The organism is Streptomyces laurentii (assembly GCF_040635425.1).
GTDB lineage: Bacteria > Actinomycetota > Actinomycetes > Streptomycetales > Streptomycetaceae > Streptomyces > Streptomyces laurentii.
In genome coordinates, this window is the sequence record NZ_JBEYHT010000010.1 from 165,736 (window position 1) to 177,280 (window position 11,545).

Annotated in this window: 8 protein-coding genes; 3 read left to right on the forward strand and 5 right to left on the reverse strand. The window is 70.3% G+C overall.

Annotation, left to right across the window (positions count from 1 at the left end):
- The first annotated feature begins 11 nt into the window (after positions 1-11).
- Positions 12-1,598, forward strand: a complete 1,587-nt coding sequence (locus tag ABZ693_RS09675; protein WP_359875229.1) for a Na+/H+ antiporter — start codon at positions 12-14, stop codon at positions 1,596-1,598.
- Between the two features lie 107 nt (positions 1,599-1,705).
- Positions 1,706-2,275, forward strand: a complete 570-nt coding sequence (locus tag ABZ693_RS09680) for a dienelactone hydrolase family protein (RefSeq protein ID WP_359875230.1) — start codon at positions 1,706-1,708, stop codon at positions 2,273-2,275.
- Positions 2,276-2,389: 114 nt separating this feature from the next.
- Here the strand turns inward: ABZ693_RS09680 and ABZ693_RS09685 are convergent, their stop codons facing one another.
- The 5 genes from ABZ693_RS09685 to ABZ693_RS09705 form a co-directional block, all read right to left on the reverse strand.
- Entirely contained in the window at positions 2,390-2,557 is a 168-nt protein-coding gene (locus tag ABZ693_RS09685; protein WP_359875231.1) for a hypothetical protein, read from the reverse strand.
- A gap of 149 nt (positions 2,558-2,706) precedes the next feature.
- Positions 2,707-3,672, reverse strand: a complete 966-nt coding sequence (locus tag ABZ693_RS09690) for a zinc metalloprotease (protein ID WP_359875232.1) — start codon at positions 3,670-3,672, stop codon at positions 2,707-2,709.
- Positions 3,673-3,991: 319 nt separating this feature from the next.
- Positions 3,992-5,638: an alkaline phosphatase D family protein gene (locus ABZ693_RS09695; RefSeq protein ID WP_359875233.1), complete on the reverse strand. Its 1,647-nt coding sequence runs from the start codon at positions 5,636-5,638 to the stop codon at positions 3,992-3,994.
- 285 nt (positions 5,639-5,923) lie between these two features.
- Positions 5,924-6,739: a thioredoxin domain-containing protein gene (locus ABZ693_RS09700; RefSeq protein ID WP_359875234.1), complete on the reverse strand. Its 816-nt coding sequence runs from the start codon at positions 6,737-6,739 to the stop codon at positions 5,924-5,926.
- A gap of 41 nt (positions 6,740-6,780) precedes the next feature.
- Positions 6,781-7,509: a hypothetical protein gene (locus ABZ693_RS09705; RefSeq protein WP_359875235.1), complete on the reverse strand. Its 729-nt coding sequence runs from the start codon at positions 7,507-7,509 to the stop codon at positions 6,781-6,783.
- 389 nt (positions 7,510-7,898) lie between these two features.
- Between ABZ693_RS09705 and dnaE the strand changes: the two genes are divergently transcribed.
- Entirely contained in the window at positions 7,899-11,438 is a 3,540-nt protein-coding gene (gene dnaE, locus ABZ693_RS09710; protein WP_359875236.1) for a DNA polymerase III subunit alpha, read from the forward strand.
- Positions 11,439-11,545 lie beyond the last annotated feature (107 nt).

Sequence of the window (11,545 nt, forward strand, 5' to 3'; positions counted from 1 at the left end):
GGGTAGGGGCCGTGGATCAATTGGCCCTGCTGTTCCTGCTGCTGCTCGGCGCCGTGCTCACCGTTCCGCTCGGAAGCCGGCTCGGGCTGCCCGCGCCCGTCCTGATGACCCTCATCGGGGTCGTGCTGGCCTTCCTGCCCTTCGTGCCGAACGTCGACATCCCGCCCGAGTTCATCCTGCCGCTGGTGCTGCCGCCCCTGCTCTACGCGTCGGTCCAGCGCACCTCCTGGCGGCAGTTCGCGGCCAACAGGCGGCCGATCTTCCTGCTCGCGGTGGCCCTGGTCTTCGTCACCACGGCCGCCGTCGGCGCGGTCGCGAACGCCCTGGTGCCGGGCATCCCGCTGGCCGCCGCGCTCGCCCTCGGCGCCCTGGTGGCGCCGCCCGACCCGGTCGCGGCCACCGCCGTGGCCGGCTCGCTGGGACTGCCCCGGCGCCTGGTGTCGATCCTGGAGGGCGAGGGGCTGTTCAACGACGTCACCGCGATCGTGCTCTACCACGTGGCGATCACGGCCGTCGTCAGCGGGCACTTCTCCTGGACGCTCGCGCTCGGCGAGCTGGTCCTGTCGGCCGTCGTCGCGGTCGTGGTCGGCATCGCCCTCGGCTGGGTCACCAACCGGCTCATCGTCATCCTCGGCGACCCGACCCTGCAGACCGGCCTCACCCTCCTCGTGCCCTTCGTCTCCTACGTCGTCGCGGAGGAACTGCACGGCTCGGGCGTGCTCGGCGTGCTGGTCACCGCGCTGTTCCTGGCGGAGCACGCGAGCGACGCCGACGACGTGATGGGGCGGCTCGCCGGGCAGACCTTCTGGGAGGTCGTCGACACCCTGGTCACCGGCATCGCGTTCGGTCTGATCGGCCTGGAGCTGGTGCACGTCTTCGGCGTCGCCGAGGGGCGCGGCTGGCGGATGATCGGCTGGGGCGCGGCCGTCGTCGCAGTGGTGGTCGGGGTCCGGCTGATCTGGCTCCTGCCGGCGTCCTGGCTGGCGAAGAAGCTGCACACGCTGCGGGACTACGCCGAGGAGATCCCGATGAGCTGGCGGGAGAGCGTCGTCATGTGGTGGGCCGGGATGCGCGGGGTGGCCTCGGTCGCGCTGGCGCTCGCCATCCCGCTGAAGAAGAACGACGGTTCGCCCTTCCCCGGCCGTGACGAGCTGGTCTTCATCGCCTTCTGCGTGATCCTCACGACCCTCGTGCTCCAGGGGCTGACCCTGCCCTGGCTGGTGCGCCGGCTCGGGGTGAAGGCGGACGCGGAGGCCGAGCGGGTCTACGAGCGGGATCTGGCGATCCGGGCGGCGAAGGCGGCGCGGCTGCGGCTGAAGGAGGTCGAGGAGGTCGAGGAGCTGCCTGAGGACCTGGCGGAGCGGCTGCAGCGCGCCGCCTTCGACATCGGCGCGCGGATCAGCGCGGACATGGTGGACGACGAGCGGCGGGCCGCGTTCACCCAGCGCGTGCAGCGGGCGCACACGCTCCAGCGGATCCAGCGGGAGATGCTGTCGGCCGCCCGCCACGAGGTCCTGGCGGCGCGCAGCGAGCCGGGGGCCGATCCGGAGGTGGTGGACCGGGTGCTGCGGCATCTGGACGTCCGCAGCATGCGCTGACGGCGGCACCTGAGCCCGGGCCTATGCCGTACCGCGGGGTGCGCGCGGGCGCATATGCCGCACCGTGACGGCGGGGGCGGCCGGGACCGGGTGGCAGGATGGGGCGCATGAACATCATGCTCTTCCACTCCGCCCACGGGCTGACGCCTTCCGTGACGGCCGCGGCCGAGCGGCTGCGGGCCGCCGGGCACCGGGTCTGGACCCCGGACCTCTTCGACGGCCGGACGGCCGCCACGGTGGAGGAGGGCATGGCGCTGCGCGACGCCGTCGGCAAGGACGAGCTGCTGAAGCGGGCGGTCCTCGCAGCGGCCCCGTACTCCGAGCAGGGGCTCGTGTACATGGGCCTGTCCTTCGGCGCCTCGGTCGCGCAGACCTTGGCGCTGGGCGACGAGAAGGCGCGCGGACTGCTGCTGTTCCACGGCACCTCGGACATCGCCGAGTCGGCCGCCGTGGACGAACTGCCGGTCCAGCTGCACGTGGCCGAGCCCGACCCGTTCGAGACGGACGACTGGCTGTCGTCCTGGTACCTCCGGATGGGACAGATCGGGGCCGACGTCGAGGTCTACCGCTACCGGGGCGCCGGGCACCTGTACACCGACCCGGAGCTGCCGGACTACGACGCCGAGGCGGCCGACCGGACGTGGACGATCGCGCTGGCGTTCCTCGACAGCCTCTAGGAGCGCGCCCGGGCGAGGCTCCCTTCCGACGTGTCGGCGGGACGCCCTCTCGGCTCGGCGCGACACCCGCGCCGAGCCGAGGACCGCACGCCGCCGAGACCGTGTACCGAGCGGTCATCTCCGCTTGATGATGGCGAGGAGATCGCGCAGGTACGTGGCGTCGTACGCCCGGGGTTGCCCGCCGTGTACGCCATCAAGGAGGAAGCTTCCGCGCTCGATGGTCCAGTTGCCGTCGACCAGGGCGTTCCTGACTTCCTGACCCATGGCGTCCCAGCGGGTCATGGCAGGGGCGTGTGCCCCGACCGGCCGTCGTGTCCGAGCCGTCATGGCCGGCGGAGGATTCCGCGCCACGCCCGCCCGGGACCCACGCGACAGGGCCGGCGGCCCCGGGGAGTTCCCCGGAACCGCCGGCCCTCTGCCGTGCGGGGGCGTCAGCCTCGGTAGGAAACCCAGGAGTTGTTCATGCGGGTGACCTGGCCGGCCGTGAACTGGTACATGCAGGAGTCGTACGTGTAGTCCATGAAGTTGTGGATCGGGTCCACGCCGGTCGTGGTGCAGGTGTCGCGGCCGGTCGGGCACTCGTACGCGGGGCTGGACTCGGCCGGGGTGTCGCTCACGGAGTCACCGCTGCCGGAGCAGCCGCCCTGGAAGGTGTGGTAGAGGCCCATCCAGTGGCCGACCTCGTGGGTGGCGGTGTCGCCCTGGTTGTAGTTGGTGGCCGAGCCGCCGGGCAGCGACGCGTCGAGGATGACGACGCCGTCCATCTTCGGGCTGGACTTGTACGAGGACGGGAAGGTGGCCCAGCCGAGCAGACCGCCGCTGAGGTTGGCGGTGTAGACGTTCAGCGCGTTGGCGCCGCCCTTGCGCAGGGCGTTCTTCATGTTCTTCTCGGCGGTGGTGCCGTCGCTGAGGTTGTACCAGGTGGCGTTGTCCGTGTAGTCGGTGCCGGCCAGCGTGAACTGGAAGTTCGTGTTGGTGTTGCCGGTGCCCTGGCCCGCGTAGGCGGCGTTGAGGACGGACATCTGGTTGTTGATGGCGGTGGCGCTGAGCTTGCCCGTCGTACCGCTGTGGATGACGTGGAAGTAGACCGGGATGTTCACCGCGGTGGCACCGGCGGCGGCCGACGTACGGCCGGCGGCGCGGGCCGCGGAGACCTTCTTCGCCAGGTCGGCGTCCATGGCCTTGACCTGGGCGGCGGTCAGCTCGTTGGGCTCGGCCTTGGTGGTGCTGCCCTTGGCCTTGCGGGCGCCGGAGAGCGCGGCGCCGCCGTCGGCGCACTTCTCGGCCGAGGCGAGGGTGGTGCCGGACGAGCCGGCCGGCGCGGCGGCCGGGGCCGTCATCGGCGCCAGGGCCAGGGATCCGGCCATCAGGGCCGTGCCGAGCAGACGACGTGACATACGCGGCGATATACGGGCAAGAGCGCGCACGGGTGACTCCTAGCGGGGGGTTGTGGGAGGTCGTTCCTCGCCACCGACTGCCGGGAGATTACGCGTCCATGTCATGTCTGGTTGAGGAGTGATCAAGCCCAATCATTTGGTGGGCAAATCAGTTCATTGGTGAGAAAAACTCGTGCGGTCTCCGAAGTTTGAAACAAGCACGTCACAGAAGGGACGGCGAAGGCGGGTGGTGTGTCCGGATTCGATGCCCGGAAATCGCCACCCGCCGTAGCCACGTCATCTCCCGTTAACAGAAGGGATCATGGCCGAAAAGCGTCGGTCAGCGTACCGGCTGGTACACCCGCTCGACACGCTGCGTTCCGTTGCGCGTGCGATACGAGCGCGCCCAGGACGCCGTCGCGTCGCGGTCGGCCCGGTCGGAGACCGCGTAGTAGTCCATCTGCGAGCGGTCGGCCGTCACGTCGAGGACGCCGTAGCCGTGGTGGTCCAGATCCACCCACTCCACATGGCGGTTGGCGGCCTTGAGCGCGCCCGCCGCGAGGACCGAGACGGTGCCCGCCGGCACGTGCAGGATGTCGTCCAGGTTGTCCGACGTCACCGAGGTCACCACGAACTCCGTGGCCGCCGACGCCGACACCGGGTACGTCGCCGCCTTCACCGGCACGTCGTTGGCCCACGCCATGTGGATGTCGCCGGTCAGGAAGACGGTGTTGCGGATCGCCCGGTCCGTCAGGTGCTGCAGCAGCTCCTTGCGGTCGTCGGTGTAGCCGTCCCACTGGTCGACGTTGATGGCGATGCCCTCCTTGGGCAGCCCAAGCAGCTCCGCGATCGGGGCGAGCAGCTCGGCCGGCAGCGAGCCGAAGGCCACCGGCGAGATCATCACCGAGGTGCCCACCAGCTGCCAGGCCGCGTCCGAGGACGCGAGCCCCGACTTCAGCCAGTCCAGCTGCGCCCGCCCGGTGATGGAACGGTTCGGGTCGTCGACCGCCCCGTCGCCCACCTTCGCCTGCTGCGAACGGAACGAGCGCAGGTCGAGCAGGTGCAGATCGGCCAGCTTGCCGAACCGCAGCCGCCGGTAGACCGTGCCCTCGGTGGAGGTGCGTACGGGCATCCACTCGAAGTACGCCCGCTTGGCCGCCGCCACCCGGTCCGCCCAGGCGCCCTCGGTGCCCGGCGTGTGGTTCTCCGCCCCGCCCGACCAGGCGTCGTTGGCGAACTCGTGGTCGTCCCAGATCGCCACGATCGGATGCGCCGCGTGCAGCGCCTGGAGGTCGGTGTCCGTCTTGTACGTGGCGTGCCGCAGCCGGTAGTCGGCGAGCGAGACGATCTCGTGCTCGGGCTGGTGCCGGCGCACCGTGTACTTCGCGGCCGGGTAGGAGCCCGTCGCGTACTCGTAGATGTAGTCGCCGAGATGCAGGATCGCGTCCAGGTCGGTCCGGGCGGCGAGGTGGCGGTACGGGGAGAACCAGCCGGCCTCCCAGTTGGCGCACGACACCACGCCGAAGCGGATGCCGGAGGCCGCGTCGGCGGCCGGCGCGGTGCGGGTGCGGCCGGCGGGGGAGAGGGTCGTACCGGCGGTGAAGCGGTACCAGTAGGCGGTGGCCGGCCGCAGACCGCGTACATCGGCCTTCACCGTGTGGTCGGAGGCGGCGGTCGCGACGGTGGTGCCGCGGGCCACGATCCGGGTGAAGGCCTGGTCCTCGGCCAGCTCCCAGCCGACCGTGAGGTCGGGGCCCTTGCCGGAGCCGGGCAGGGCGTCGGGGGTGGGGGTGACGCGCGTCCAGAGCAGGATGCCGTCGGGCAGCGGGTCGCCGGAGGCGACGCCGTGACGGAACGCGGGAGCCCCGGTCTCCGCGAACGCGGGCGAGGCGGCCCCGACCAGCGCCGGTGTGGCGACGGCGGTGACGGCGGCGGCCATCACGACCGTGCGGCGGGTGGGGGCGGATATGTGGTTACGACTGGTCACGGCGCGTCAGATTACCGACAGGTAAGGCTCCCGGGGCAGAGGTCGGCGCGAAGTTCGCCGACTCTTCGGCGGGCGTTCTCCGTACCGGAACCGGAGCGAGAGAACCGACCGGAACCGGAGGGGAACCAGGGCCGTCCAGGCCCGGACCGGCGCCCTGGGAGCAACCGGAACCCCGGCCGGAAGCCCGCCGGAATCCCTGGCAAAGTCCCCTCGTACACCGCGGCCCCGCACCCCGCGCACAGAGCGGGGCCGGGGCCGGGCCGGGAAAGCGGTACGCCGGGCGGGTCAGCCCTTCATCGCCGTGGCGAGGGCCGCGTCGAACTGCTCCACCGTCAGCGGCGGGTTGTCACTGCCCTCGACGGTCACCGGCTTGCCGTCCATCTTCACCGTCGGGGTGCCCCGCACCCCGCTCTCGTCGAAGGTCTTCGACATCTTCATCGCCCACGCGTCGAAGGTGCCGTTCTCCACGTTCTCGCGGAACTTCGCGTTGCCCTTCAGCGCCGGGACGGTGTCCGCTATCTCCAGGAGGTAGGAGTCCTTCGCGAACTTGTCGTCGGTCTCCTCCGGGTGGAACTTCGGCGAGTAGAGCGCGTTCTTGTACTTCAGGAACGCCTCGGGGCTCACGTCGAGCGCCGCGCCCAGGGCCGACAGGGCGTTCTTCGAGCCGGTGCCCTGGAGGGCGTTGTCGAGGAAGGTGGCGCCGATGTACTTCAGCTTGTACGTGCCGTCGGCCACGTCCTTGTCGACCTTGGCGCCCACGCCCTGTTCGAAGGTCGCGCACACCGGGCAGCGCGAGTCCTCGTAGATCTCCAGGGTCTTCTTCGCCTCGGGCTTGCCGATGACGACCGTGGTGCCGTCCTTGCCCTCGGTGTTCTTCGGGGCGGTGACGTTCGTGGCGTCCGCGGCCGTCTCCCACGCGGAGGGCTTGTTGGCCTGGACGACCGCGTAGCCGACGCCGCCGGCGACGGCGAGCACGGCGACGGCCGCACCGGCGACGATCACCTGGCGGCGGGCCTTGTCCTTCTTGGCCTGCTTCTCGCGCTCGGCACGCATCCGCTCGCGGGCGGCGGCCTTGTTGTCCTGGCTGTTGCGCTTGCTCATGATGGATCACTCCGTGACACGGGTGGGGAAGGTGTGCTGTCTCAGCCGAAGGCGAGCACGGGCGCACCGGCCGGAGCCGTACGCCGCGGGCTCGGCCGGCTCGGCGGTCCCCGCCGTCCCACACAGTGCACGAGCAGCCACGTCCGCGAGCGGCGCGGCCGGCCGGCCGGCCGCCCGGCCCGGCGCGGGGCCGTTCCGGCGGCCCGGTGCAGCGCCGCCACCAGCAGCAGCGGCCGGAAAGCCAGCGCCACGGCCGCGCGCAGCAGCCGGCCCAGCGCCCGCTCGCCGCCCCGCAGCCAGCCGGCCGCCGTCAGCCCGAGGGCCACATGGGCGGCGAGCAGCAGCCAGGGCACCGACGGGTCGGGGGACGACAGCAGGGCCGCGGCGGTCCCGGATCCGGGCACCGCCACCCCCGGCAGCGGCGTGCCGAGGGCACCGCCGCACAGCGCGTCCATGGAGAAGCCGACCGACCGCAGCGACCCGGCGACCGGGCCGCCGGCGGGGCCGTAACAGGCCACCTGCCCGCTGGTGAACAGCGTGTCCGCGGCCAGCTCCAGCGGGACGAGCAGTCCCGCGATCGGCCCGAAGCCGCGCTCGCGGCCCGCCAGCGCGTACGCGGCGGCGAAGACGCCCGCCGCGACCGGGACGACCGTCCCGAGCGGCAGCGGCACCCCCGACAGCAGGACATGCGAGGCCACGGACAGCGCCACGGCCACTGCCGTGAAGAACGCCGCCCGGAGGGCTCTCAGCTGGATGCCTGCCATGTCCATCGCCGGGAAGTGTGCCACGACACGCCGTAAGAGGTCCCTAAAAGAGTGCTGTGAGACGACCCCGTGGCCCCGGCCGGGGACCTTCGCCCCGGGCCGTTCGGCCCTCCCGCCGGACGCCGCCCGGGCCCCGAGACCCCGTCTTCACGGCTTCGGCCGGGTCCCCGGAGGGGCCGCCCGGGGGAGAACGCGGACAGGACACGAGGCGCGGTCGGGCATCAACCTGGCATATGACAAAGCGGACAGTCGCCTGCCGCCCCCGTCACGCCGCGGCACCCGGCGAGCGGCCGCCGCCGGGCCGCCGCCAGGTCGCTGTCAGGTCGCTCGGAAGGTCGCTCGGAGACGTAGACTTCCAGGCTGACCCCCCAGAAAAGCAGCCGGAGGCAATCCCCGTGTCCAAGCCGCCCTTCACGCACCTCCACGTCCACACCCAGTACTCCCTGCTGGACGGTGCCGCGCGGCTGAAGGACATGTTCAACGCGTGCAACGAGATGGGCATGTCCCATATCGCGATGTCCGACCACGGCAACCTGCACGGCGCCTACGACTTCTTCCACTCGGCCAAGAAGGCCGGCGTGACCCCGATCATCGGCATCGAGGCCTATGTCGCCCCGGAGTCCCGCCGTAACAAGCGGAAGATCCAGTGGGGCCAGCCGCACCAGAAGCGGGACGACGTCTCCGGTTCCGGTGGTTACACCCACAAGACCATCTGGGCGGCGAACGCGACGGGTCTGCACAACCTCTTCAAGCTGTCCTCCGACGCCTACGCCGAGGGCTGGCTGCAGAAGTGGCCCCGGATGGACAAGGAGACCATCGCCCAGTGGTCGGAGGGCCTGATCGCCTCCACCGGCTGCCCCTCCGGCGAGCTCCAGACCCGGCTGCGCCTCGGCCAGTTCGACGAGGCCCTGAAGGCCGCCTCCGAGTACCAGGACATCTTCGGCAAGGGCCGCTACTTCCTGGAGCTGATGGACCACGGCATCGAGATCGAGCGCCGGGTTCGCGACGGCCTGCTGGAGATCGGCAAGAAGCTCGGCATCCCGCCGCTGGTCACCAACGACTCGCACTACACGTACGCGCACGAGGCCACCGCCCACGACGCCCTGCTCTGCATCCAGACCGGCAAGAACCTCTCCGACCCGGACCGCTTCCGGTTCGACGGCACCGGCTACTACCTGAAGTCGACGGACGAGATGTACGCCGTCGACTCCTCGGACGCCTGGCAGGAGGGCTGCCGCAACACCCTCCTGGTCGCCGAGCAGATCGACACCACCGGCATGTTCGAGAAGCGCGACCTCATGCCGAAGTTCGACATCCCCGAGGGCTACACCGAGGTCACCTGGTTCCGCGAGGAGACCATGCGGGGCATGGCCCGGCGCTTCCCGAACGGGATCCCGGACGACCGCATGAAGCAGGTCGAGTACGAGATGGACACCATCATCTCGATGGGCTTCCCGGGCTACTTCCTCGTCGTCGCCGACTTCATCATGTGGGCGAAGAGCCAGGGCATCGCGGTGGGCCCGGGCCGAGGCTCCGCGGCCGGCTCGATCGTCGCGTACGCCATGGGCATCACCGACCTCGACCCGATCCCGCACGGTCTGATCTTCGAGCGCTTCCTCAACCCCGAGCGCATCTCGATGCCCGATGTCGACATCGACTTCGACGAGCGCCGGCGCGTCGAGGTGATCCGGTACGTGACGGAGAAGTACGGCGCCGACAAGGTCGCCATGATCGGCACGTACGGCAAGATCAAGGCCAAGAACGCGATCAAGGACTCCGCCCGCGTCCTCGGCTACCCGTACGCGATGGGCGACCGGCTCACCAAGGCCATGCCCGCCGACGTCCTCGGCAAGGGCATCGACCTCGACGGCATCACCAACCCGACGCACCCGCGCTACGGCGAGGCGGGCGAGATCCGGGCGATGTACGAGAACGAGCCCGACGTGAAGAAGGTCATCGACACCGCCAAGGGCGTCGAGGGCCTGGTCCGCCAGATGGGCGTGCACGCCGCCGGCGTGATCATGTCCAGCGAGCCGATCGTCGACCACGCCCCGATCTGGGTGCGGCACACCGACGGCGTCACCATCACGCAGTGGGACTACCCGCAGTGCGAGTCGCTCGGCCTGCTGAAGATGGACTTCCTGGGCCTGCGCAACCTCACCATCATGGACGACGCCGTCAAGATGGTGAAGGCGAACAAGGGCATCGACCTGGACCTGCTCGCGCTGCCGCTCGACGACCCGAAGACCTTCGATCTGCTCCAGCGCGGTGACACCCTCGGCGTCTTCCAGTTCGACGGCGGCCCGATGCGGTCCCTGCTGCGGCTGATGAAGCCCGACAACTTCGAAGACATCTCCGCCGTGTCCGCGCTCTACCGCCCGGGCCCGATGGGCATGAACTCGCACACGAACTACGCGCTCCGCAAGAACGGCCAGCAGGAGATCACGCCGATCCACCCGGAGCTGGAGGAGCCGCTCCAGGAGGTCCTGGCGGTCACCTACGGCCTCATCGTGTACCAGGAGCAGGTGCAGAAGGCCGCGCAGATCATCGCCGGCTACTCGCTCGGCGAGGCCGACATCCTCCGCCGCGTCATGGGCAAGAAGAAGCCCGACGAGCTGGCGAAGAACTTCGTCATCTTCGAGGCCGGCGCCAAGAAGAAGGGCTTCAGCGACGCGGCCATCAAGGCCCTGTGGGACGTCCTTGTCCCGTTCGCCGGCTACGCCTTCAACAAGGCGCACTCCGCCGCGTACGGCCTGGTCTCCTACTGGACCGCGTACCTCAAGGCGAACTACCCGGCCGAGTACATGGCGGGCCTGCTGACCTCGGTCAAGGACGACAAGGACAAGTCGGCCGTCTACCTGAACGAGTGCCGGCGCATGGGCATCAAGGTGCTCCCGCCGAACGTCAACGAGTCGGAGTCGAACTTCGCCGCCCAGGGTGACGACGTCATCCTGTTCGGCCTCACCGCCGTCCGCAACGTCGGCTCCAACGTCGTCGAGTCGATCATCCGCACCCGCAAGAGCAAGGGGAAGTACGGCTCCTTCCCCGACTTCCTCGACAAGGTCGAGGCGGTCGTCTGCAACAAGCGCACCATCGAGTCGCTGATCAAGGCCGGCGCCTTCGACACCATGGGCCACACCCGCAAGGGCCTGGTCGCCCAGCACGAGCCCATGATCGACACCGTCGTCGCGGTCAAGCGCAAGGAGGCCGAGGGACAGTTCGACCTCTTCGGCGGGATGGGCGAGGAGAGCAGCGACGAGCCCGGCTTCGGTCTCGACGTCGAGTTCGGCGACGTCGAGTGGGAGAAGGCCTACCTGCTCGCCCAGGAGCGCGAGATGCTCGGCCTGTACGTCTCCGACCACCCGCTCTTCGGTCTCGAACACGTCCTGTCGGACAAGACCGACGCGGGCATCTCCCAGCTCACCGGCGGCGAGCACTCCGACGGCGCGGTCGTCACCATCGGCGGCATCATCTCCGGCCTCCAGCGGAAGATGACCAAGCAGGGCAACGCCTGGGCCATCGCCACCGTCGAGGACCTGGCCGGCTCGATCGAGTGCATGTTCTTCCCGGCCACCTACCAGCTGGTCTCCACCCAGCTGGTCGAGGACGCCGTCGTCTTCGTCAAGGGCCGGCTCGACAAGCGCGAGGACATCCCGCGTCTGGTCGCCATGGAGCTGATGGTCCCCGACCTGTCCAACGCGGGCACCAACGCGCCGGTGATCCTGACCATCCCCACGGTCCGGGTGACCCCGCCGATGATCAGCCGACTCGGCGAGATCCTCCAGAGTCACAAGGGCAACACCGAGGTCCGGATCAAGCTCCAGGGCCCGCGGAACACCACGGTGCTGCGGCTCGACCGGCACCGGGTCCAGGCCGACCCGGCGCTCTTCGGTGACCTGAAGGTGCTGCTCGGCCCGTCCTGCCTGGCCGGCTAGTGCTGCGACCGGGAAGGTTTGCCGGGCGTCGCGAGCCGGTGAACCTTTCCGCCCTGCTCACCCCGCCCGGCACCGACCCGGACGACGTGGCGGAGGCCATCGGCACC

Coding starts and splice junctions, on each gene's coding strand:
- ABZ693_RS09685 (WP_359875231.1), bottom strand. CDS start 2,557: ATGACCCGCTGGGACGCCATGGGTCAGGAAGTCAGGAACGCCCTGGTC.
- ABZ693_RS09705 (WP_359875235.1), bottom strand. CDS start 7,509: ATGGACATGGCAGGCATCCAGCTGAGAGCCCTCCGGGCGGCGTTCTTC.
- ABZ693_RS09680 (WP_359875230.1), top strand. CDS start 1,706: ATGAACATCATGCTCTTCCACTCCGCCCACGGGCTGACGCCTTCCGTG.
- ABZ693_RS09690 (WP_359875232.1), bottom strand. CDS start 3,672: ATGTCACGTCGTCTGCTCGGCACGGCCCTGATGGCCGGATCCCTGGCC.
- ABZ693_RS09700 (WP_359875234.1), bottom strand. CDS start 6,739: ATGAGCAAGCGCAACAGCCAGGACAACAAGGCCGCCGCCCGCGAGCGG.